Raw genomic sequence first — 21,657 nt, 5'->3', positions numbered from 1 at the left:
AAAAAGCCTTTTAAGAAGGCTTTTTTGTATACCTACATACGCATTCCTAGTCAATTTTTAAGCATTCGGTCTTTTGAGGTATTGGCATATTTTATTTTTTGTTCAAAGTGAAAAATAATAGTTTGAAGATTCTTTTTCCCTTTATAAATCCCATAGCCAAAAATAGACATCCCAAAAATTCCAAGAAATAGCAAGAAATACCCAATTGCTTGTAAGAAAATACTTGTCTGATAGAAAAAATAGAGCCAAACAATCCCTATACTGGAGATTAAAAGAAATAGGGATAACCACCTACCTAAATTTTCAATCATATGTTTTTGATATGAAATCTCAGTCTCATACCCTTCAACAATTTCTTTACTAAGCATATTAACACCTCTAACGAATGATTTTAATAGGATAGACCTGGATTGAAGAAACCAACCAATACACCGACAAAAGCAATTACAACTAATAAAAGCATAACTTTTATAGGGGACATGTTCTTCTTAGCCATTAACCACCAACAAAATACGATAAAAATAGCAGTCAGTAAACCTGGATAAACAGCATCTAATTGATTTTGCAAAACAAGATAAGGGTGTTTGGCACTTCCTAATTGGAAGGAGGTTTTAACAGAAACCCAGGTTGCCGCAACTGCCCCAATAACCATACCTCCAACAATTCCAATTGCCTTTCGAATAGCTATTCCTTGAGGGCCAACAAGAAATTCAACAGCCTTATCTCCCAACTCATAACCTTTAAAGTAGGCAAATTTCATTCCAAAGTAAGCTAATAAGTTCCATACAATGATATAGAAAATAGCCCCAACTGGTGAACCATCCGTAGAAAGTCCTAGTGCAATACCCAATAAAACTGGAATCAAAGTTCCAACAATGAGTGAATCACCAATACCGGCAATTGGTCCCATAAGTCCTGCTCGCATACCATTAATGGCTTCATCATCAACTGATTCTCCATTTGCACGCGCTTCTTCCAAACCAGCTGTAACCCCAACAACAATGGTTCCTAATTGAGGTTCCGTATTAAAGAAAGCTGTGTAAGTTTGCATCGCCTTTTTTTGTGATTCCTTATCATTATAAAGCTCTTCGATAATAGGAAGCATTGAGGTTAAATAACCAAAAGTTTGCATGTGTTCTTGTGAAAAACATGTTAAATGTCCATAATACCAGTGATGGAAAGACTTTGTTAACGTTTTTTTAGAAATTTTCTTGATTTCAACCATTTTAAATATCCTCCTCTTCCTCAAAATCATCTAAATCTGTAGCATCTGTCACCGCACGTGAAGCAACTTTTAATTTTGCCATGTCAATTTCGTAAAATAGCAAAGCAAAAATGAGCGAAATGACAGCACTGGCTACAAGATTGAGGCCAAGAGAAGCAGCTAGAGTAAAACCTACAAAAAATGGAATAAAATCAGTAACCTTTTCTACTAATTGTTTCAACAAAATAGCAATCCCAACACATGGAAGCAATGCACCTACGGTAAAGAGTGTTTTCATCGCAATACCATCCATTGGTAATGCAGATTGAAGAGCTGTAACTGCTGAAGCACCTAATTTACACATGATTAGTGTTGGTAAAAAAGAGAAAACAAAGTGTGAAATCCATGGAAGTCCCCAGTCTACCATATACAATTTTTTAAAATTGCCTTCCTCAACAGCTTTCCAACCAATGTGTTGCCAAGCCAAATTAAGAGTTGCTGTCCCATAAAATAATACCGTACCAACTGTACCAACTAAGGTTCCCATTGATTTAGCCAAGTCAGCCGCAGAAGCAGATCCTACCGAGATGCCTTGTGCGGTAATGGCAACCATTGCTAAGGGAATCCCAATATAAGAAACGGCACGAACATCTGCAGATACTGTACCACCTGGAGTTACAAGGGCAATATAAACCAATTGCATAGCGACACCACAGACAATTCCTAATTTTAAATCTCCGAGAATTAGGCCACAAACGAGTCCACCAACAAGTGGACGACCCAAAGTATAATTACCGATACTTGAGCCACCCATACCTGGCATAGATGCTAAACTAGCAAATATACCCAACAAAACAGCTTGAAACCATGATATTGTCATCATTTATCTCCTTATTTTTTAATAACCAAATTTATTTTTGAAATCAGACCAGTAACCGATCGAAACATCTGGTAACAATTGGAATTTAACGCGATAACCTAATGCTTCAATCTCTTCTATCGCTGCTGCTTCATCTTTAGTAATAGACTGGTTGTTTCCCAATTTAATGGCACCCGGACGGTCATTTGCAGGACCGATAATAATCTCTTTAATATTTCCTGGAACAAATCCTTGATCTACCAATAGTTTTTTCATGTCAATGGGATTTTTGGTAATCACAAAATAACGTGTATCTGAATCTAAAACTTTTTGTGATTTTTTAGAAAAATCATCAACAGACCAAACAAATGTTTTTTTATCTGAGGCACCTTTGTAGGCCTGAGTAAGTACTTTATTTGTTGCTGCTGCATCATTTACGGCAATTAAACCATCACAGGGGTATTCCTTTGCCCAGCGTGTAACTGTCTGACCGTGAATCATACGGTCGTCAATACGAACAAATGTTACTGTCATTTTTTACCTCTTCCTTTTTTCCTTAAATGTCTTCTTCCAATTCATCAGAATCAAACCCTTGTAATTGAAATTCTTGTAAACCATTTCGAGCTTCAAATAGAACAGTTTCAACAAAAGCTGCTCCCTCTAACTCATCTTTCATTAAGAGTGAAGTTACCGCCATAGGTAAATTCATACCCCCAAGAACTGTAACTTGTCCTAAAAGATTTCGATCGCTCAAAACCTCTAGGGCTGTCGTCAAAGGACTTCCGCCAACAATATCAGCAAGTAAAATAATGTCATCATTTACTGTCAAATCCTTGATTTGATTTCGGAAATCTTCAGCGAAAGTCTCAACTGAGGCACCGACTTTTAAGCCAAATGCCATCACCTGATTGCTTTTTTCTTCAACAAACATGGCTAATGTGTTTTTTAAACCAATTGCAAAATCACCATGACTGACAAGTATTAAGTATTTCATGGATCCATCTCCTTTATTTAGTGACTTCAGTATAGTCTTTTATTGATTTCTAGCCCATTGTCATTTGTCATCAAAAGAAAGTGATAAATGTCATCACTTAAGTGACAATTGTCATCAAAAAAAACTAGTAGATTTTCTACTAGCTCTTATTGTCTTAAACTCTCAATTAATTTTTTCTCAATGGAAGCCAAATCGAGATCAATAGTATCATGTTTCAGAGACTGAGAAATAAGATAATCAGCTTCCTCATTTAACTTATTGTATAGTTTGAATTTGGGTTTTTCTGCACCGTCTTTTAAAATCCGATCTAAGGTTTCAACCCTCAATGAATTACTACCAAAATTATCTTCTTGCAGGATTTTTTTGGTTGTAGATGATTTCATAACATCTTTTAATACAGAAACCCCTTGTGATTGTTTCACAAGTTCTTGTTGTGATCTTTTATCATAGGTAAGTGATTTGAGCAGTTCCCAAGAAAGTTTCACATTCTTATTTCTTTTTGAAATGGCAAATAAGGAGGTATCAACCTGAGAAGTTTGATGCAATCCTTTTTCTTTAGGCATTGGTACACATGTCCATTCAAAGCTAGAATACTTAGCAACATGATAAGGGTAGGGTTTGTAAGTTCGATACTCAGCCATAGTCATTGGTCTAAAGACAACTTTTCCTTTATCAAAATCTTGAGTACTAACCTGATAAGAACCTGATAAACTATTCAAATTTGTAATCAAATGCATGGCTTGTTTTGTGCGACTGGTATTTAGTCTCACGTGACTTCCATCGTTGGTGAAAATAGCATTCCCAAATGCAGACATTCCATACGACCAGTCATAATCTACAATCCCAAACTGATCAATTTGATTATCCCCATCGGTATCTTTTGTCGTTGATTTAACGATAGTATAAAAATCTTCCATTGTCCAATTTTGATTTGGAATATCAAATCCAGACTGGTTTAAAAGGTCTTTATTAATACACATCATCATCGGATTACTTTCGAAAGGAAGAGCATACTGTGAATTTCTAAAACTTCCTGAACGATAGGATACAGAATAAAATTGATTAGGTTTAATATCTTTTTTTATTAGTTTATCTAAACGATAGAGGACCCCATTTGTTGCAAACAAGTTAAAATCCTTCTCTGGAACCATGAACACGTCAGGTTGTTTCCCTGTCACAATTTTATCAGCTAACCAATCCGAGTAATCACTTTTACGTATACCGCTATCATAAACAACTTTAACACCTGGATGCTTCTTTTCAAAATTTTTTATAATATCATCTAAGACATGATTATCTTGCCCCTGAGGAACATCCCAACTTGATCCTTCATGTATTCCTAAAGTGATAACCGTTTCCGCTTTTTGGTGTGTCAGGAAATAAAAACAAAAACACATTATCAGACCAAATAGAAAAAGTTTTTGGCCCTTTTTTGATTCAAACTTAATCATCATCATCCTCAATTTCTCTGACTGTTACACCTGTTTGTACGGACCAAATCGCTAACTGAGTTCTATCACGCAACTGTAGTTTAGCCAACACATTCGATAAATAATTTCTGACGGTCCCTTCTGAAAGAAAGAGTTTTTGAGCAATTTCCCTATTGGATAGGCCAAATCCCACTTGTTGGATAATCTTCCATTCTGCTTTTGAAAGTGACTCAACTTCATCTTCAAAAACTTTAATGGTGTTATTCAGCGTTGGGAGTTCTGAAAACGCCTTAAATACCTTAATCGCGATATCCGGATTAATCATAGCCCCACCGTTAAAGACTGTTTGAATCGCTTGATGTAGCTCCTCCATTGAAACTCCCTTAAGCAAATATCCTGAAGCCCCATATTTAAGGGCAGAAAAAATAAATTCATCATCATCAAAGGTGGTTAAGATAATAATTTTAATAGTGGGATAGCGTTTTTTTACCTCTTTTGTACAAACCACGCCATCCATTTTGGGCATCCGAATATCCATTAAGATGACATCAGGTAATTCTTTTTCCAATGCTTCAAGCACTTGAAAACCATCTGAAACAGACGCGGTCACAACAATATCTTTATGTGTCGAAAGAACGATTTTCAACGATTCCCTAATTAATTCCTGATCATCAGCTATCATTACTTTTATCATAATTACTCCTAGTCTTTGGTATGGTAATGAAAGTTTCAAACCCATCTTCACCATTAAAAGTCACCTGTGCCCCGATTATAGCTAGGCGTTCTCTCATTTGCATTAACCCATAACCAAGCGAAAATTCTTTTGCACCAATTCCATTATCTTTGATTGTAATGGTATAGTCATTATTTTCTGACATGGTGATGTCAATTTTAGAAGCATGTCCATGTCGTAATGAATTGGTAATAGATTCTTGAATAACCCTAAATATAATATCTTCAACTGCCACACTCAAATCTGCTGTTTGCCAGTCATAATGAAAGTCAATTTGAATTTGAGAAATTTCTTGATAATCATTGATAATTTTATTCAATGCATCTTGCAAGGTTCTGCTTTCTAAGGCATCTGGTCTCAGTTTTTTTAAGGATCGTCTAACATCTACAATTCCTTCTCGAACAACATTTGAGACACTAACCAGTTGGTTTTTTGCTTTTTTAGGATCAATGTCAATCAAGACTTTAACCGCATCGATTCCAGCAGATATCCCAGTTAAAGCATGTCCTAAAGTGTCATGAATCTCACGAGAAATACGTTTACGTTCTCTATCTTCTGTAATTTTTTCTGTCAATGCAACGTAGTTATTCAATTCAACATTTACCTGAGAAACCATTCTCACTTCTTCTTCTAAATTATGTTTCTCTGTAATAGCATTCATGATATAAAAAATTAAGGATATGATAAAAACGATTAAGTTTAAGGAGGTCAAAAAGTTTTTGACAAAAATGAGCACTATCCGTAAATAAATAGGAAAAAAATTAATATAGGTGTTAATATCTGGTAGAGGAAGGAACGTTGATAGGACATTTGCATCAGTTAACAGAAGTAAGCCAAAACTGAGAATTAAGAAAAATAACCAATAACGTTTTTCAATAAGATTATACATATCTTTGAAGTGAAAAAAGACATCTGCAAAGACTAGTAATAAAAAACCATTATAAGAAAAATGCAAACTAACTAATAAACCTAAAGCAACAATTAACTCTGCCAACAGCAACTGATCAATTGAATCTCTGTTTTTATAAGACTTAGAATAATCTCTAAAAACAATTATTGTCATGAGAGTAAAAAAGAGAACTACCGTCACTGTAAAAATTAGTTCTGGCTTATAAGGAACCGCATTTAATTGCTCGAGTAAAGCATGGCTTTCGTTTTGAGTTGAAATAAATTGAGTGGCAAAAAGAAAAACAGAAGCATAAAAAATAACGGCCAGAAAATTGATAAGTAACAAACTATACTTACTGAACTGAACCAGTTTGATTCCCCTCATGATTATTGCCACCCTTTCGTATCAAAATCCTGTATGTTTTTTTTAGTGATAATTTTGACAGGAACAGTCACTTTTGATGGAACACTCTCACCATTAGCGACTTTAATGGCAATCCTTGCCGTTTGATTCCCCATCTTTAGCGGGGACTGTGACACCGTTGCTGTCACATCAGATGTGGTAGCCAACAGATTTTTCATATCCGGCGAACCGTCTACTCCATAAACTAAGATAGGATGATCAACTTTTTGTTTATCAAGGGCTGCAACTGCACCAATGGCAGCTTGATCATTTAAAGCCATTATCACATCAAAATCTTTTTGAGACTGTATGATTTTTTCAACCGCAGGCATAGCGATTTCTGTTTGACCTAAACTCTCCAGTTTCGTCATGACTTTAAATTGTCTTTGAGCTGATATGGTGTCAAGAAAACCCTTTATTCTTTGTTCACCAGAAACAGCATCCTTATGCTCCAATAATAATATCCTAGCAGCTGTCTTCTTGGACATTAAATCTTTGGCCAGAAGTTCTCCTGCATGGTAATTGTCTGACACAATAGTAGATGTTACCTTCACATCTTTTGACAATTGACTATCAATAACAATTACCTTGATTCCTTTTTGTTCAGCTTCTTCAACAGCTTTTTTGATATTTCTATCCTTACTTTTCACAGGATTAATCACAATAACATCAACACCTGTTTTGATAAAATAATGTAATTGTTCAACCTGTTTAGCACTATTAAGGGAAGAGTCTCTAGTATAGACAATACCTCCTTTTTCAGTAATCTCTTTTTCAATTTCTGCATTAATAACCTGATAAAAAGGGTTATTCATGGTCATATAAGTTGTTCCAACAGACAATCTTTGCTTGGTTAAGTTTTCGATACGTTGATCAATCAGATAAACAATTAGCAATAAACTTGTCATTAACAATATGAGAAAAAGTGAAAATTTTTGTAGCCAATGTCTCATCTAGTCACCTTACCTTATCATTACGATGTTAAGAGTATAGCATTTTTAAAATACCTTATCTAGTAGAACTCCAATTTAGATTAATTACTTTTAAGACCCATTCTATAAAGTTAGGATCGTTCTTTCAAGCACTTCTGCTATACCATCGTGATTATTATCAGTCGTGACATTCCCGATTAAACTTTTAAGATCCGTAGGAGCATTCCCCATGACATAACCTTTACCAACTGTCTGTAACATATCCAAATCATTAAAGTTATCACCAAATGCAATCGTATCTCCCAATTCTACTCCATAACTAGTAGCTAATTCTGTAACAGCCTTGCCTTTTGTTATCCCACTTGCCATTATTTCTAAATAATATGGATAGGACTGAGCAATTGATAAATCTGAATAGTTTTCTTTAAAAAGGCGCTCTGCCTTTACAATACTACCTGGCTCCCCCATTAATAAAAGCTTATGAATTGTCAAGGAGTGACTAATAGTTTCTAAGGCCATCTGTATTGATGTAACAGAAACAATCTCTTCCTCGCGTTTTACCCACTTATTGTCTCTATCTTGAGAAATCCACTCTGCACCGCTATAAATATTCCAGACAATATCATTAAATTGCTCCTCAACAGTAGAACAAATTGATAAAGCTACATCAAAAGGCATTGGTGAGGAGCTAATTGGATAGCCCGTCTTATCTTGGACAAATGCCCCATTATATGAAATGATAGGTATTTCAGGCAAAAATGAACAGGTTATTGGCTTAATTGCTTCTGGCATTCTAGCAGAAACCGGAACAAATAAAATCCCTTTACTCAAACATTCCTTAATGGCTGTCTTCGTTCGAGAACTAACTTCATGCTGATCATTAAGTAGGGTACCATCTATATCAGAAAAAATAATGCTAACCATAAAAACTCCTTTTATTCTGAGTTTAACACGATAAACAGTTGCTTCCTAGTGATGAATGTCATTTCTTAACCTATTTTTTGATGACAGGTAATTGTGAATATTGACTAGCTATCTCAAATAGTTTAATTCTTTGACCCCTGAAAAAGCAGCAACAATGGAATAATTTCCTGTTAAAGACAAAAAAGCCTTTCATTAAAGACTATTTCTTATGTCGTTTTATATATACCTTAGAAGGATAGTTTATTTTTCCAGGGAAGATTTTTTACATATCAATTATCAATCCCATATCCTCTAACAATTTTTGTTATACTATAAAAAAATCATGAAGATGAAAGGTAATCCCGATGAAGCTAAAACACTACCAACCCCAATTTAAACAAGACATTGAAGACTTTCAGGTAACAAGGGAACAACTCTTATTTGTCCGATCTCCTCAAGATAACATTCCCTTAAGTGAAAAAGTTCCTAGTCGTAAGCCAATCTTAGGTTTCAATAATGATGGTGACTGCGTCGTCTTCTTTGTCTTGCAAGAACATAGCGAGTTCGAGAAGGACTTTGATCTACCAAATAGCATTTATGTCCGTTCTTTTGTAACAGATAAGCGACATTTGCATCGAGGGTATGCCAAATCAGCTCTACTCGCATTGCCTCAATTCCTCAAAAAAGAATTCCCCCATATCGACTATATTACCCTCCTAGTCGATCACCCCAATACCATAGCAAAAGAGATGTACCACAAATGTGGCTTCACAGAAGGTAAACTAATTGACGGAGAACGCTACCCAGCCTATACCATGATCAAAGCGGTGAAATAAGTTTCCCGCTTTTTATTTTTTTCCAGAATATTCCCTTTTAAATTGCCAAGCCAAAATGAGAATACCAAACAATAATACCAAGCTTGCTACCAGACTACCTTCTGTCCCAAAAGCTCCGCCTGAAAGCCATTCTGGAGCGCCAACTTTAGAGTCGAACTGCAGAATCGACGGACCAGAAGCTTGGCCACTGACAGCTAAGCCACATAGATTTCCTTGAGTGAAATTCCAAGCCCCATGAATACCAGCAACTCCCCAAATGTTATCTGTTTTAAGCATATAGAGAGCCATAAAAATACCGACAAGTATAATACTGACGACTGATAGAACGGTCACATGGTCATTAGCTAAATGCATCATTCCAAAAAGACTGCTCGAAATGATAATAGCTGTTGCTAATTGACTTCGTTTTGCAATCAGAGGAAGTAACCATCCTCTGGTCAAGAGTTCCTCCGTCCCCCCCTGAATGAACCACAACGGAATAATGCCAATCACATAACATAAGGTTTTAGGAGAAAAATCAAATCCTTTAAAGGCTAAACCTCCTAATAGATAGGACAAACCAACACTTAAAGCAAATAAAAGGGTCCCAATCAGCCAACCTTTTAGAATTTCAAAAAACCATTTGTCTTTGTAAAAACCAAGACTAAGAAGAGGCCGTCTTTCATACCATTTGACCCAGGCCATGACTGTCAAGCTAAAGAAAGCGAAACAAGCTAATTGAAAATACAAGCCGTTCATCATGCTAGACAGATGACTCAGAATGGATGTATCACCAGCTCTAAGGATAATCATAAAGAGAATAAAGAGAAGAAAAACCATCCCTGCTAATAGGCCACCAACAAGCATAAAGCCTTGCACCATTCCACAAGCTAGTAGAATCATTAGCCAAGCAGGCAATTTCTGATACCTTTTTGTAGGCATTTCTAAAATCCGTTTTTGCATGAAAATCATCTCCTTGCTTTTTTATCACTTTCATTATAAATTAATGAAAAATATATAGCAATAATCATAAAATATAAAAAAATCTTAATCATGTAACTATTTGGTCTTGCCATTCGTTATACTAGTGAAGATAAGAAAAGACAGTAGAAAGGAGGATCTCCACATTAATATTGATGCTTATGAAGAAGAAATGATGTCCTATGCCAATGAAATCATAGCCTATTTGATGAAATCTGGGGTTTCTCCTGATCAGGCACAGGACGTGACACAAGACGTTTTTGTCCAAATACTGGAAGCTAATTATAGCTTACCCTCCAGTAAGCTTCGAGCATGGATGTATCGCACAGCCATTCGCCGTTACATTGACCTCTATCGACGAGATAAACACTACTACGATATCCTTAAGCGAGACTTCTTTTCCCAAGAAAGCCTAAACCCTTACGATCAAGAAGGCTATGACATGCTTGATGAAGCCATTAGTCAAGTGAATGAAAAATTCCGAATTCTCCTAGATCTTTTCTATTTTCAAAATTTCTCCATTAAGGAAATCGCTGAAATTACCGGTAAATCTCAATCTAATATTAAAATCACATTGATGCGCGCTCGACGTCAGCTCAAACAAGAACTTCAATCGAAAGGATACACTCATCATGAAATCAAATGATCCCTTAGCCCTTCTAGCCAAAAAACGCCGAAGAAAAACCTTTTTAATGACTATAGTTTTCAGTCTCCTAGCTACTCTTCTCCTCTTTGCTCTTTGTTTTAAATTGCTGAGCAATATGACCGCCAAAAATGGGCAGAAAGTTTATAATGACTACCAACAGTTGGCTGAGATTGCCTACCCAAATATTTCTTATAATAGTCTTTACTATTTTCCAACTGGACAATTTTCCGGTAAGGTTCATGCCGACCGTTTCAAAGATTTAGATGGCATTCCAGTCGCATACTCGCCTTTCGAAGCCAATTATAGCTTGACAGGTGCCTTTAATGCTGGAGCAAGTGATGTTTTTTCCAAGAATAAACTCCTTTATGATAGAGGTAACCTACAGAAAATTCCACAATTTTATAACACAAAGGTCAAGTTTAGCAAAAATGACGTCAAAACCAGTCCAAGTCAAGATCTTAAATACCTTAACCAGCTAGAAGATAAGGTCATTGAAGTAGCTATCACTTTTGATAAACCATATACTTACAAAGAAATAAAGACCATGCTGCCAAAAAACCTTAAGCAAAATTGGTTATGGATTGGTACCTATACCACACTAGATACTTCGCAATGGCCAAATCAATTTGGTACAGATACCGAGAATATACATTCAGCTATAAACACAATGTTCAATGTTTCAAAAAATAGTCCTCATATTGGAATTAATAATGTTAATATCTACTCTGATTTAGATAACTACTTGAAGGATAACAAACACATTAAAGATGTTGATCAACTCAGCTTTGCTGGAATTATTTTAACCGGAAAGTCAGAAAACTTTAACAGTCTAAAAGGGGAAAAATGGATATACGGATCTAGCTTAGGAGCTAGTATTGATTACCAACCCTACTATCAATTAGATGTTGAATAACTAAAAAGCCCTTGCGGGCTTTTTTTGTGGAAATGTTGTCTCAAATAGTATTTTTAGTCTTCAAAGCGAATGACTTGCTCTTCAGCATCGACGTGAGCCATGAGCCCCAAGGGAACAATGGCTCTTGGCGTTGCATGACCGACATTGACATTATAGAGAATGGGAATATCAGCATCAATAACCTCTAAGAAATTCTCTTTGTACGCTTGATAATGACTCTCATCCTGAGGTTTACCAACAATAATACCATTGATAACATTAAAAAGGCCAGTAGCTTTGAGCTTTTCTAACATTTTTCGATGTTCTTCTACACTTGGTTTCTCCTCGCTAGTTTCTAATAACAGTATTTTGCCACGCCAATCTTCCAAACTAGGAAAAAGGTTATACTTGTCGCAAAGCTCAACAGTATCTGAATAGCGGCTATTATCAAAGATATCATAGATAGACTCTAGACAGCCCCCTAAAATTGGTCCAGAAAAAGTTGCTGGTCCTCTTAATAATTCGAAACCCTGATTCGAATGGGCTATCCTCTGCGTCCCTAAGGCATTTTCACTAAAATCTTGACGCTCTTCATACCAGACTTCACTAGGTCGAATTTCAGAAATACTTCCAGTTTGCATTAATTCTCTGAAATAGCGCTCAGTATATGGCAACATATTCTTATCTAACTCACAAATATCAGCGATAAAAGACTGACCATAAAAGGTTTTTATGCCAACTTTATGAAGCATGAAGTGATTCATTGTTGTGTCTGAAAAACCTAGAAAAATCTTCTGTTTCGCCACTTTTTCCAATTGCTTATTTTCGAAAAGGTGAGGTAAGAGGCGATAGGCATCATCACCACCAATGGCACAGAGGATCATGTCAATGGAGTCATCGGCCATAGCTTCAAGTAAATCTGATGCACGCGCCTCTGGGTGTTCCTCTATATAATCGATACCTTTCAAAGCATTGGGTAAGAACCTAACTTCTAATCCGTAGTCCTCGAGTCGCTTAATGCCAAGGTCTAATTCATGCTTGATAAAGTCTTCACCCAATAAGCCACGTGAAAGACTAACAATACCAACGGTTTTAATCATAGATACCCCCAAAATAATTTTCACTATTATATCACAATAGTTTTTCTATTCAATCTCAAAAAACACGAACAGAGAGATTTTCCCAAGTCACCCACCTCATATTAGTGTATAATAGATAGCAAGTGATTCATCTTGAAAGGAAGTTTTAAATGTCTTCGTTTTCGCAATCTGTTGCGCTGTTTCAATGCCCAATTTGCCATATGTCGCTCCATTTGTCAGGGACAAGTCTTTTATGCCCGCAAAGGCATACCTTTGATATGGCCAAGCAAGGCTATGTCAATCTCCTATTGAATGCTAAAAAAGATCCTCATTATGACAAAAACTCCTTTATCCAGCGTAGCCGGATTCTGGAGGCTGGCTTTTACAGTCACATTTTAAAAGCTCTTAAAGAAGAACTAGATTCCAATCATCGTCTAACCATTCTCGACGTCGCTTGTGGAGAAGGCTACTATGCACGCGCATTGTCCGAAAATCCTTCCTACCAACTATTAGCCTTCGACTTATCAAAGGACTCCGTCTTATTAGCAGCCAAAAAAGACCCCCAAAAGCGGGTCTCCTGGTTTGTCGGAGACTTAGCAAAACTTCCCCTTGCCGATGACAGTGTCGATGTGATTCTTGACATTTTCTCACCTGCAAACTATCAGGAATTTCTTCGGGTGTTAAAGCCGGGCGGCAAACTGATAAAAATGGTCACAGCAAGTGACCACCTTCAAGAGTTGCGTGAGGCAGCAGCTGCGCAATTACAATCCAAGACCTATTCAAATCAAGCCATTGTTGACCACTTCGCAGAAGCTTTTCCTGATTTCAACATGACGCATCTCAGCCAAACTTATCCAATAGAAGATAAGGCATTAGCTCATTTTGTCCAAATGACACCACTTTTCTTTAATGTCAACACAAAAGCAATTCCCTTGGCCTCAATCCACAAGATTACAGTCGCAGCAGACATGTTAGTGGCTCAAAAGAATTAAAAGAAGTTCCTTGCGGAACTTCTTTTTAGTCAAATAATCCTTGATGTAGGGAAAGGATACTGTCTTGTCCTGGTAGTGGGGGTAAACCGCCAGCGTCTGCTTTGGTAAACTGTTCCCGAAGACCTCTTGTCCAGCCTGTTTTTGCTACCTGTTCTGGAGAGATGGTTTGGACAATGTCTTGCCCTCTATTTTCCTTGATTTTAAGGGCAAATTGGGGGTCTATCAAGGTTCCTCGTCCAACTCCAATCAGGTCGGTGTGATGTTCTATGGCATCGCGGGCTTGGTCCTCTGTGAAGACCGAACCAACAAGCATAATCTTGGTTTCTGGGCCAACGACTTCTTTAAACAGTTGTCCATAGGATTTTTCACTACCAACTGGTTTTGAAGCGTAGCCTCCCCAAATAGATAAACTGATGTAATCAAAGTCTTCTTTTGCTAACTGGCTAACAAGTGCTAACGATTCTTTATAAGTATAACCAACCGTAGAGCCATGGATTTCCTCAGGAGAAATGCGATAGCCTAAAATAAAGTCGGTTGGAGCTTCCTTAGCAATAACCTCTTTCACTTCTTTAACCACTTCCAGTGCAAAAGTCATGCATTTTTCAAGGCTACCTCCCCACTTATCCTGACGTCTATTAGAGGTTTTGGAAAAGAATTGTTGAATTAAATAATGGTTGGCACCATGAATTTCAACCCCATCAAATCCTGCTTGGATGGCACGTTTTGTGGCGCGTCCAAAGTCTTTGATAATCTCTTCAATTTCCTCATTTGTCATTTCACGAACAGGATAAGGTAAAAAGTCAACATCAAGCTCACTAACAGCCAGGACTTCTTTTCCCTGAGCGGCACGCGCCCCAGCTTGGTAGCCCCCATGATGTATCTGCAATATCGCTTTACTGCCATCCTTTTTGATGGTTTTAGCAATCGCTTGAATGGAGGCAATATGGTCATCGTCTTGAATACCGAGTTGTTCTGGAAAACCTAGCGGTGAACAGGGACCACCATTTTCAGAGACATAGTGAAATTCTGTTATCACCATGCCTGCCGATTGAGACCTAGCCCCATAATAGGCTAAGGTTTCCTCGCTGGCAAAACCTCCCTTTTTACCTGAGTAGGTTAACATAGGCGGTTGCACAATCGGACTATCTAAAACGGCGCCATGTCGTAAGCGAATTTGATCTTTTAACACATCCATAGCTTTTCTCCTTTGATTTTTCTTCCATTATAACAAATATAGGGTTATCCTTTACACTTTTGCTATGCCTGATCTGCCGGAAAAATAATCTGATTGGCTAAACGAGCTTGTGTTTGGAGTCGACTAACAGCTAGACTTCTAGCCATAGCCTCCTCATAGAATTCTTGGTCTTTCGTATTGATTGCCGTGATAAACTCTGTAAATTCTGGAATGAGACGATTCTCAAAGGAGTCTTCTTCAAAGCTTAATACTGTCCCATCATATTTTTCTAAAACCACTTTGCCAATGGCATTGGCTGGCGCAAAGGTTCTAATTAGCCCTTTATCTCCTTGAATGAGAGCACCAGTCATCCCTTTACTATCCTTAGCAGCAATACATAATGCTTGGAAACTTGGATAGGTCATGCTTAAAATACCGCTGGTATCAATAGCCTTTTCCATATTTGCTAGGTAAGTGCTTGATAGCGGTTGTCCAAATAAGCCCATGACAAAATGCAAATTATAAAGGTTCAAATCCATCAAGGCTCCCCCTGATTTTTGAGGATCAAAGGCTGGTAAAATGGTTCCTTCCTTAAAAGCATCATAGCGGCGAGAATATTGACTGTACTGACTTTGAACTAATTTGATGTCACCAATTTCTGGTAACCATTCTTTGATTTTGGCAAAGCCTTTTAAGTAAGGGGTCGTCACGGCTTCAAAAATAAAGACATCATTTTCTTTAGCTATGCCTTTTAACTCAAGCAGTTCTTTATCATTACTGGTCGCTGGTTTTTCAACGATAACATTCAAACCTCTTTGCAAAGCTTGCTTGCTATAATGCGTATGTAAAAAGTTCGGTACGGCCACGTAGACGGTATCAATAGCTAAAGCAGCTAGAGCCTCAAAATCTGAAACAGCATGGGCCACCCCATTTTCAGCAGCCAGTTGTTTAACCAAATCCATTTCTTGCGGAATGCCTTGTAGCCCTAAGACCTCAATCCCTTCAATCTTGACTAATTTTGGTAAAAATTCTTGAACAATAATCCCTGTTCCAATAATGCCTAATTTCATTCTATTTCTCCTTTAATCCATCTGATACCTCCAGTTTATGCTTTTTTGTTCAGAAGAAAACCCTTTGACCCCAAAGAGGTCAAAAGGTTCATCATTTGTCACTAAAACAAGTATTTTGGTGGACAAAAAGTCCATTAATCATAGTGTTTTTTATAAAGAAAGGTGTAAATCAGGTTCAAGAGATAGTCAAAAGAGAGTTGAGAATAGAAGGTTCCAATTTTATCCTCTTTTTCCAAATCTGGAATGAGGAGATAGCCTTTGCTGTATGGTAATAAAGGACTCTTTTGATTAGCAGTGATAACAAAGGTGGCAACACCTTGTCGTCTCAAGGAGACAATGTGTTGAGCCATTTTTTCATTTTTTCCACGGTATGAAACGAATAAGGCGACATCCCCGTTTGTTATGTGGGGAACAATTTCATGTTCCTCTTCGTTTTCCGTCGCCATAATTGGAAAATAGTTGATTTTGACCAATTTATTACTGAAACTCTTCAAGGTTAACTTGACATCACCATAACCAAATAAAAAGAGACGATTTGACTGGGCAATCTGCTCTGCCATCTCCTCCAATTGTGGAATATCAAGCAAGGACTGGACTTGGTCAATACTACTTTTATAAAGAGAAAACAGGCCGTTGACCATTTCTTGACTGGATTCCTTAATCTGGAAAGGTCTTGAAAAATCAACGATTTTACCCAGATAACGACTGGACGTCAACTCTGATACCAAGGCCAGGCGAAAATCCCTGAAACCCTGATAACCACATTTTTGACAAAGCCTGATGATGCTAGCATTTGAACTAAAGGTCCCCTTGGCCAGCTGTCCAATAGTCAGTGATTCCAGTTCTTCTTGATGGCTTTGCAAGTAGTCAATGATTAGTTGCTCGGTTGGCGTAAAATTTTCTTTCTCAGCAAAACGGCTTAAAATCGTCATCTCGATACTCTCATTTTCTCAATTATTTCTTCTATTCTAACATAAAAAGCCTCAAGAAAAGGAATTCTCTAAGGCTTATTTTGTTTGATAGGGATATTAGATAAATAGACACCAAGAATGATTAAAAAAGCACCAAAAGTTTGGTATTGGCTAAAGGCTTCGCCTAAAAAGAGGACTGCTGCTAGGATTGATACCAAGGTTGAAACCCCAATGAATGAAGCAGCCTTGTTAACACCGATTTTAGAAATAGCAAAATTGGAGAGGAAAAAGGCTATCACTGAGCAAGCTAATGCTTGGTAAAGCACCGCTATGGAAAAAGCTTGATGTCTAATAGGTAACAAGAGGAGTTCATATAACTGATGCTTTAGCACCGCTTCTACCAAAGCCAAAATGGGAAAAACCAAGCCCCCAACTAAGAGCATCATATAGGTCATGTCTGCTCCGGAAAAGGCTGTGGCCTTTTCAACATGAACACTATAAAAGGCATAACCAATAACAGCCAAGATCAGCATCAGATAGCCAGGAATGGAAAAACTGGCTGACAAGCCTAAGGCAAAGACGGTTAAAAGTACACCAACCAAGGTCAAACCAATCCCCATAACCTGATGCCGATTTGGCTTTTCTCTTAAAAGAATGCTTGAAGCCATAAGGGCAATGACCGGTATGGTGGCTAAAAAAGCACCACTCTCAGAGGCTGTGGTCATTTTGATGCCGAAGGTTTCTCCAATAAAGTAGAGGACAGGACTAAAAAATGAAATCTTTACCAACTGTCCTAAGGATTTCCCTTTTATGGTCAGTTTAACCCAACCCAAAGTAACTAGCAATTGCATGAACAAAAATGCTAATAAAAAGCGCCATCCCAACAAGGCTAAAGGGGAGGATTGACTGGTGGCGGATTTTGTAAACAGATAAGAAAGTCCAAAGAGACTTTCACAGGTTAAGGCTGCTAAAGAGCCAAGAAGAATCGGGTGTTTGTCTTGAAATTTCATAAACTTATTATAGCATAGAGTCAAAGGCTCTTGGCAACACAAAAAAGGCAAACGCTTCTTGCCTTTTGAGTCACTATGATTGCCATCTGCTCACTTTTTTAAGCATCATGGGATAAGATTTTTTCATCACCCATTTACTGATGGCATTTCCGGGACTGGCTTCGATGCCTTTTTGACCCTTTGCTACCATTTCTTCGAAGGTGATATTTGGTTCTGTGAACTGCCCATTAAGATAACAGAGGTAACAATAAGTATCCGATTTACTAGCATCGGCATTATTTCCTCTAAAATCTTGTCCCTTTGGCGTTAAGGGCATGGCACATGACTGGCAAAATTTTTCCATAAGTCTCTCCTTTGCTTGGTTCCCTCATTATTGTATCATAGTCTGAAAAATTAGAATATCAAAATGCAGTATTATCAATGTGCCTTTTAAGGTAAAAGAAAAAAGCCCTACAGGATTAGGACTTAGGAATTATTTTCCTTTTATTTCTCCAACTAATGTTGATAATGCTTTAATGACACGATCTTGTTGCCCCGATGACAGCTCTTTAATCTGAACCATTAAGTCAGATAAGTCTGAGTTTTGTTCCACTAAACTGATGTCAAAAAATTCTTCAAAATCAACGTCTAATGCTGTCATAACTTTTTCCAAAGTATTAACTTTGATATTTGTTGATTGATTTTCCAATTTATAAACATAGTTTGTTCCAAGATCAGCTTTTTCTTCCAATTGTTCCTGCGTTAAGCCTTTTTCTAACCTCAGCAGTCGTATTCTTTTTGAAATGTATTCCTGTAAAATTTTATTTTCCATAACATTTTTTACCTCATAAAATCCATTTTACACAGATATGACTGATTATTTAAGTTTTTAAAATATTGTTTTTAAAAATAACCAACTTTAAAAAGTCAGAGGTTTTAAAAATATTAAAAAAATCTCATTTTTATGGTGTCAGCATGTCTATGGTTACCACATAGCCTTTGATAGCAATAGTATATTATCTACTATACCCTAATTTCATAAAATTTTCTTCATTTTTATGGAACATTTTCATTACTTTTTGAGGTCAAAAGGTGACAGGTTTATCTTATCTCTTTTTATAGGTAAAGGAATTGCACTATGATATAATCAAAGAAAGGAGGCGTCATATGAAAAGTGATCAACAATTACAAGAAGTTTCTTATCAGCTCTTAGCTGAGCGAGGGGTTCATCTCAATGATATTGCCCAACTGGTACTTTCCTTACAAAACAAGTACATCCCAAGTTTAACCTTGGAAGAATGTTTAGACAATATTCAAGCTGTGCTAAAGAAACGTGAAGTCCAAAATGCTATTATTACAGGCATTGAAATGGATAAATTAGCTGAACAGAATCAATTGTCTCAACCTCTCCTTGACATCTTAAAAGCAGATGAAGGTCTTTATGGTATTGACGAAATCTTAGCCCTTTCTATTGTCAATCTCTACGGTTCTATTGGTTTTACCAACTATGGTTATCTGGACAAAGAAAAACCAGGTATTATCGCCAGCCTTAATTCAAAAGACGGCAAATCTTGCCATACCTTTTTAGATGATATTGTCTGTGCCATTGCCGCAGCAGCAGCCAGCCGACTAGCACATAATGACCCAGATAAAAGTGCTATTACCAATAAAAAGTAAAAAAGGACCTTTCGGTCCTTTTTTACTTTTTATTTTTCTTTTGGTGCTTCTAAGCCTACACCACTTGGTTTTTTTGCTTTTTTCTCAACTTGTTCTTTGGGTTTAGAATCTTTGCCGTTAAAGCCCATGGCCTCACCAAGGCGAACAGCAACATCCGTGTCATCGTATTCTCCATCAAACATGATTGCACCTGAACCCATGGCATAAACGGGAACTTTTTCACCCGAATGGTCAGTAGTTGACCAAGCAAGGCCTGCTTTCTTATCTAAGATACGAGTTGCTGTGATAGATACCGGAATATACTCACCATAATTAGTATTTTGTTGTTCTGGAGCTTTTTTAGATTCTTCAAAAGCTTCTTCCAAGGCTTTGTATTCTTCTTGTGAACAAAGAGATCTGTTCTCTGCTTGTTTTTTAAGGTAGTCCTCTTCTTGTTCAACACTAATTTTTTCTGAAGGAGCATTTTTATCAAGTTTCAAGCCAAAGAAGTCTTCAATTTTTGGTGCAAATGCTTCGAAAGTCATATCTGGATTTTCTTCCAAAGCCTTGGTAACAATTTTGTCAAATTCAATTTGAGACCCTTTTTGTTTCGTTAATTGGTCAAAATATGTTTCATAACCTGTTGATTCATTACCAATAGTAAAGCCACCTGTCGCATGGTCTGCAGTAACAACAATCAAGGTTTCATCAGGATGTTCATTATAGAAATCCATGGCTGTTTGAATGGATTTTTGGAAACCAATCACTTCATTAACAGTCGTCGCCCCATCGTTAGCATGTTCAGCCCAGTCAATCTTACCTGATTCTGCCATCATGAAGAAACCTTCTGGATCATCTTCCATAACCTCAATCCCTTTTTTGACCATGTCATTTAGATCTTGAGTACTCTCTTTTTTATCAATGTTATAAGGCATTGCCCCATCATCTTGCAATTCTTCAGAGACGATGTAGGTTTTTTTAGCCTTAGCATCTACTTTTTCAGCTTCTGCTTTTGTTTCAACAACATTATAGCCTTTTTCCTTCATGACATCATAGAGATCTTTTTGGTCATTTTCTTTACCAGTTCTATCTTTTAAGGAACCTCCAGCAAAGAAATCAAAATTAGAGTCCGCCATTTGTAGACCAATGTCATAATAAGAAGAACGTGATTCTGCGTTAGCATAAAAAGCTGCTGGCGTAGCATGATTGAGGGTCACTGTTGTTAAAATCCCTACGGATTTTCCTGCACGTTTTGCTTTTTCCGCAACACTATCACTTGATTTTTCAAAATCACCCGATAATCCAACTGTATTGGTTTGTGTTTTGATTCCTGATGCAAAAGCTGTCGCTGTTGAAGCTGAGTCCGGAATGAAGGAATGACAATCATACTGTGACTTCAAACCGATGACTGGCATTTCCGTAAAATTCATTCGAGTTGGATAAACTTCACCTTTATTGGTTTTGGTGTAACCTAAATAGTTTTCAGCTGCAGTGACTGGAGTGACTCCCATACCATCTCCAATAAAGAGGAAAACATATTTAGCTTGATGATCATTCACTTTAGAATAATCTTCTGTCTTAGGACGTTTGCTGTCGTACATTTGAACAGATTTCCCATTAGCTGTCTTTTCTGCTTTTTTGCTACTGTTGGCTGCATCAGTGTCAATCTTCAAAGCCGATTCTTGTGAACAAGCACCTAAAACTAGTGAAGAAGCTAACAAGAGCATACCTAAGCTTTTGAGTGATTTTTTCTTTGGTGACATCATAATCTCCTTTGTTGTCCTAAATCATTTGTCTACATGTCTATTTTAAAGAGTCATTGTAAAATTTTATGACGATTATTATAAAAGTTCTGTAAAGTTTTAATGAACCAGTTATCTAAAGGAAAGAAAAAAGACCACTGATTGGATTAGGATTCAGTGATCTTAACATTATCTAGCAGCTTTTTTAGGAGGAAAAACTGAGATAACTTTTTTTGCCTTTATTCTGTTGGAGACTCCCTTAGGATGTGACGTACCCCATAATTCCATTATAGTGACCAATTGTAAAATTCTCCCCTTTTTTCTGTAAAACTTTGGTAAAGATTTTGACTTGGTAACAACTCTT

Annotated in this window: 24 protein-coding genes; 5 read left to right on the top strand and 19 right to left on the bottom strand. The window is 37.0% G+C overall.

Annotation, left to right across the window (positions count from 1 at the left end; translation table 11 throughout):
• Positions 1 to 50: 50 nt before the first annotated feature.
• The 10 genes from DQM95_RS01425 to DQM95_RS01380 all read right to left on the bottom strand — a co-directional run bounded on the left by DQM95_RS01425 (position 51) and on the right by DQM95_RS01380 (position 8,367).
• On the bottom strand, positions 51 to 368 hold the full coding sequence (locus tag DQM95_RS01425; protein WP_012657740.1) for a hypothetical protein: 318 nt from the start codon (positions 366 to 368) through the stop codon (positions 51 to 53).
• Positions 369 to 391: 23 nt separating this feature from the next.
• Complete coding sequence (locus DQM95_RS01420; RefSeq protein WP_012657739.1) at positions 392 to 1,225, bottom strand: PTS system mannose/fructose/sorbose family transporter subunit IID; 834 nt, start codon at positions 1,223 to 1,225, stop codon at positions 392 to 394.
• A 1-nt stretch (position 1,226) separates the two neighbouring features.
• Positions 1,227 to 2,084 (bottom strand): PTS mannose/fructose/sorbose/N-acetylgalactosamine transporter subunit IIC, encoded by an 858-nt coding sequence (locus tag DQM95_RS01415; RefSeq protein WP_012657738.1) that lies wholly within the window; start codon positions 2,082 to 2,084, stop codon positions 1,227 to 1,229.
• 18 nt (positions 2,085 to 2,102) lie between these two features.
• Positions 2,103 to 2,597 (bottom strand): PTS system mannose/fructose/N-acetylgalactosamine-transporter subunit IIB, encoded by a 495-nt coding sequence (locus tag DQM95_RS01410; RefSeq protein WP_037592852.1) that lies wholly within the window; start codon positions 2,595 to 2,597, stop codon positions 2,103 to 2,105.
• A 22-nt stretch (positions 2,598 to 2,619) separates the two neighbouring features.
• Entirely contained in the window at positions 2,620 to 3,057 is a 438-nt protein-coding gene (locus DQM95_RS01405) for a PTS sugar transporter subunit IIA (protein WP_037592853.1), read from the bottom strand.
• A 146-nt stretch (positions 3,058 to 3,203) separates the two neighbouring features.
• The gene (locus tag DQM95_RS01400; protein WP_037592854.1) at positions 3,204 to 4,508 is read right to left on the bottom strand and encodes an extracellular solute-binding protein; all 1,305 of its coding nucleotides are present in this window, start codon (positions 4,506 to 4,508) and stop codon (positions 3,204 to 3,206) included.
• Positions 4,501 to 5,181, bottom strand: coding sequence for a response regulator transcription factor (locus DQM95_RS01395; protein ID WP_012657734.1), 681 nt, complete (start codon positions 5,179 to 5,181; stop codon positions 4,501 to 4,503). The genes DQM95_RS01400 and DQM95_RS01395 overlap by 8 nt, the downstream gene beginning before the upstream one ends.
• Entirely contained in the window at positions 5,159 to 6,493 is a 1,335-nt protein-coding gene (locus tag DQM95_RS01390) for a sensor histidine kinase (protein ID WP_037592855.1), read from the bottom strand. Before DQM95_RS01390 ends, DQM95_RS01395 begins: the two co-directional genes overlap by 23 nt.
• Before the next feature lie 2 nt (positions 6,494 to 6,495).
• Positions 6,496 to 7,464: a substrate-binding domain-containing protein gene (locus tag DQM95_RS01385; protein ID WP_037592856.1), complete on the bottom strand. Its 969-nt coding sequence runs from the start codon at positions 7,462 to 7,464 to the stop codon at positions 6,496 to 6,498.
• 102 nt (positions 7,465 to 7,566) lie between these two features.
• Entirely contained in the window at positions 7,567 to 8,367 is an 801-nt protein-coding gene (locus tag DQM95_RS01380) for a Cof-type HAD-IIB family hydrolase (protein WP_037592857.1), read from the bottom strand.
• A 344-nt stretch (positions 8,368 to 8,711) separates the two neighbouring features.
• Between DQM95_RS01380 and DQM95_RS01375 the strand changes: the two genes are divergently transcribed.
• A complete protein-coding gene (locus DQM95_RS01375) occupies positions 8,712 to 9,182 on the top strand; it encodes a GNAT family N-acetyltransferase (protein WP_012657730.1) in 471 nt (156 codons plus the stop codon).
• Between the two features lie 12 nt (positions 9,183 to 9,194).
• Here DQM95_RS01375 and DQM95_RS01370 read toward each other — a convergent pair whose 3' ends face one another.
• Positions 9,195 to 10,124 (bottom strand): CPBP family intramembrane glutamic endopeptidase, encoded by a 930-nt coding sequence (locus DQM95_RS01370; protein ID WP_111685907.1) that lies wholly within the window; start codon positions 10,122 to 10,124, stop codon positions 9,195 to 9,197.
• Positions 10,125 to 10,287: 163 nt separating this feature from the next.
• Between DQM95_RS01370 and DQM95_RS01365 the strand changes: the two genes are divergently transcribed.
• Together DQM95_RS01365 and DQM95_RS01360 are read left to right on the top strand one after the other, a co-directional pair.
• Positions 10,288 to 10,788 (top strand): RNA polymerase sigma factor, encoded by a 501-nt coding sequence (locus DQM95_RS01365; protein ID WP_408646213.1) that lies wholly within the window; start codon positions 10,288 to 10,290, stop codon positions 10,786 to 10,788.
• Complete coding sequence (locus DQM95_RS01360; RefSeq protein WP_111685905.1) at positions 10,775 to 11,701, top strand: anti sigma factor C-terminal domain-containing protein; 927 nt, start codon at positions 10,775 to 10,777, stop codon at positions 11,699 to 11,701. The genes DQM95_RS01365 and DQM95_RS01360 overlap by 14 nt, the downstream gene beginning before the upstream one ends.
• A 53-nt stretch (positions 11,702 to 11,754) precedes the next feature.
• On the opposite strand, the gene DQM95_RS01355 is transcribed toward DQM95_RS01360, so the two are convergent.
• On the bottom strand, positions 11,755 to 12,780 hold the full coding sequence (locus DQM95_RS01355; protein ID WP_037592859.1) for a S66 family peptidase: 1,026 nt from the start codon (positions 12,778 to 12,780) through the stop codon (positions 11,755 to 11,757).
• A 149-nt stretch (positions 12,781 to 12,929) separates the two neighbouring features.
• On the opposite strand from DQM95_RS01355, the gene DQM95_RS01350 reads away from it, so the two are divergent.
• A complete protein-coding gene (locus DQM95_RS01350) occupies positions 12,930 to 13,751 on the top strand; it encodes a putative RNA methyltransferase (RefSeq protein WP_037592860.1) in 822 nt (273 codons plus the stop codon).
• Positions 13,752 to 13,776: 25 nt separating this feature from the next.
• Here DQM95_RS01350 and DQM95_RS01345 read toward each other — a convergent pair whose 3' ends face one another.
• From DQM95_RS01345 to DQM95_RS01320, 6 genes are all read right to left on the bottom strand, one after another.
• Positions 13,777 to 14,946 (bottom strand): NADH-dependent flavin oxidoreductase, encoded by a 1,170-nt coding sequence (locus tag DQM95_RS01345; RefSeq protein ID WP_111685904.1) that lies wholly within the window; start codon positions 14,944 to 14,946, stop codon positions 13,777 to 13,779.
• A 62-nt stretch (positions 14,947 to 15,008) separates the two neighbouring features.
• Entirely contained in the window at positions 15,009 to 15,995 is a 987-nt protein-coding gene (locus DQM95_RS01340; protein ID WP_111685903.1) for a Gfo/Idh/MocA family protein, read from the bottom strand.
• A 134-nt stretch (positions 15,996 to 16,129) separates the two neighbouring features.
• Entirely contained in the window at positions 16,130 to 16,927 is a 798-nt protein-coding gene (locus tag DQM95_RS01335; RefSeq protein ID WP_037592863.1) for a MurR/RpiR family transcriptional regulator, read from the bottom strand.
• Between the two features lie 68 nt (positions 16,928 to 16,995).
• A complete protein-coding gene (locus tag DQM95_RS01330) occupies positions 16,996 to 17,916 on the bottom strand; it encodes a DMT family transporter (protein WP_111685902.1) in 921 nt (306 codons plus the stop codon).
• A gap of 73 nt (positions 17,917 to 17,989) precedes the next feature.
• Entirely contained in the window at positions 17,990 to 18,259 is a 270-nt protein-coding gene (locus DQM95_RS01325) for a zinc ribbon domain-containing protein (RefSeq protein ID WP_111685901.1), read from the bottom strand.
• 129 nt (positions 18,260 to 18,388) lie between these two features.
• On the bottom strand, positions 18,389 to 18,727 hold the full coding sequence (locus DQM95_RS01320; protein WP_012657719.1) for a helix-turn-helix domain-containing protein: 339 nt from the start codon (positions 18,725 to 18,727) through the stop codon (positions 18,389 to 18,391).
• Positions 18,728 to 19,062: 335 nt separating this feature from the next.
• Between DQM95_RS01320 and DQM95_RS01315 the strand changes: the two genes are divergently transcribed.
• Positions 19,063 to 19,572, top strand: coding sequence for a phosphatidylglycerophosphatase A family protein (locus DQM95_RS01315; RefSeq protein ID WP_012657718.1), 510 nt, complete (start codon positions 19,063 to 19,065; stop codon positions 19,570 to 19,572).
• A gap of 29 nt (positions 19,573 to 19,601) precedes the next feature.
• Here the strand turns inward: DQM95_RS01315 and DQM95_RS01310 are convergent, their stop codons facing one another.
• Positions 19,602 to 21,314, bottom strand: a complete 1,713-nt coding sequence (locus DQM95_RS01310) for an alkaline phosphatase (RefSeq protein WP_111685900.1) — start codon at positions 21,312 to 21,314, stop codon at positions 19,602 to 19,604.
• Between the last annotated feature and the right edge of the window lie 343 nt (positions 21,315 to 21,657).

This window comes from Streptococcus uberis (assembly GCF_900475595.1).
GTDB classification, from domain to species: Bacteria; Bacillota; Bacilli; order Lactobacillales; family Streptococcaceae; genus Streptococcus; species Streptococcus uberis.
This window is presented reverse-complemented; position numbering and strand designations above follow the sequence as displayed.

Excerpts from the sequence above, each read along its gene's own strand:
- DQM95_RS01425 (WP_012657740.1), bottom strand. The coding sequence starts at position 368 with ATGCTTAGTAAAGAAATTGTTGAAGGGTATGAGACTGAGATTTCATAT.
- DQM95_RS01420 (WP_012657739.1), bottom strand. The coding sequence starts at position 1,225 with ATGGTTGAAATCAAGAAAATTTCTAAAAAAACGTTAACAAAGTCTTTC.
- DQM95_RS01415 (WP_012657738.1), bottom strand. The coding sequence starts at position 2,084 with ATGACAATATCATGGTTTCAAGCTGTTTTGTTGGGTATATTTGCTAGT.
- DQM95_RS01410 (WP_037592852.1), bottom strand. The coding sequence starts at position 2,597 with ATGACAGTAACATTTGTTCGTATTGACGACCGTATGATTCACGGTCAG.
- DQM95_RS01405 (WP_037592853.1), bottom strand. The coding sequence starts at position 3,057 with ATGAAATACTTAATACTTGTCAGTCATGGTGATTTTGCAATTGGTTTA.
- DQM95_RS01400 (WP_037592854.1), bottom strand. The coding sequence starts at position 4,508 with ATGATTAAGTTTGAATCAAAAAAGGGCCAAAAACTTTTTCTATTTGGT.
- DQM95_RS01395 (WP_012657734.1), bottom strand. The coding sequence starts at position 5,181 with ATGATAAAAGTAATGATAGCTGATGATCAGGAATTAATTAGGGAATCG.
- DQM95_RS01390 (WP_037592855.1), bottom strand. The coding sequence starts at position 6,493 with ATGAGGGGAATCAAACTGGTTCAGTTCAGTAAGTATAGTTTGTTACTT.
- DQM95_RS01385 (WP_037592856.1), bottom strand. The coding sequence starts at position 7,464 with ATGAGACATTGGCTACAAAAATTTTCACTTTTTCTCATATTGTTAATG.
- DQM95_RS01380 (WP_037592857.1), bottom strand. The coding sequence starts at position 8,367 with ATGGTTAGCATTATTTTTTCTGATATAGATGGTACCCTACTTAATGAT.
- DQM95_RS01375 (WP_012657730.1), top strand. The coding sequence starts at position 8,712 with ATGAAGCTAAAACACTACCAACCCCAATTTAAACAAGACATTGAAGAC.
- DQM95_RS01370 (WP_111685907.1), bottom strand. The coding sequence starts at position 10,124 with ATGCAAAAACGGATTTTAGAAATGCCTACAAAAAGGTATCAGAAATTG.
- DQM95_RS01360 (WP_111685905.1), top strand. The coding sequence starts at position 10,775 with ATGAAATCAAATGATCCCTTAGCCCTTCTAGCCAAAAAACGCCGAAGA.
- DQM95_RS01355 (WP_037592859.1), bottom strand. The coding sequence starts at position 12,780 with ATGATTAAAACCGTTGGTATTGTTAGTCTTTCACGTGGCTTATTGGGT.
- DQM95_RS01350 (WP_037592860.1), top strand. The coding sequence starts at position 12,930 with ATGTCTTCGTTTTCGCAATCTGTTGCGCTGTTTCAATGCCCAATTTGC.
- DQM95_RS01345 (WP_111685904.1), bottom strand. The coding sequence starts at position 14,946 with ATGGATGTGTTAAAAGATCAAATTCGCTTACGACATGGCGCCGTTTTA.
- DQM95_RS01340 (WP_111685903.1), bottom strand. The coding sequence starts at position 15,995 with ATGAAATTAGGCATTATTGGAACAGGGATTATTGTTCAAGAATTTTTA.
- DQM95_RS01335 (WP_037592863.1), bottom strand. The coding sequence starts at position 16,927 with ATGACGATTTTAAGCCGTTTTGCTGAGAAAGAAAATTTTACGCCAACC.
- DQM95_RS01330 (WP_111685902.1), bottom strand. The coding sequence starts at position 17,916 with ATGAAATTTCAAGACAAACACCCGATTCTTCTTGGCTCTTTAGCAGCC.
- DQM95_RS01325 (WP_111685901.1), bottom strand. The coding sequence starts at position 18,259 with ATGGAAAAATTTTGCCAGTCATGTGCCATGCCCTTAACGCCAAAGGGA.
- DQM95_RS01320 (WP_012657719.1), bottom strand. The coding sequence starts at position 18,727 with ATGGAAAATAAAATTTTACAGGAATACATTTCAAAAAGAATACGACTG.
- DQM95_RS01315 (WP_012657718.1), top strand. The coding sequence starts at position 19,063 with ATGAAAAGTGATCAACAATTACAAGAAGTTTCTTATCAGCTCTTAGCT.
- DQM95_RS01310 (WP_111685900.1), bottom strand. The coding sequence starts at position 21,314 with ATGTCACCAAAGAAAAAATCACTCAAAAGCTTAGGTATGCTCTTGTTA.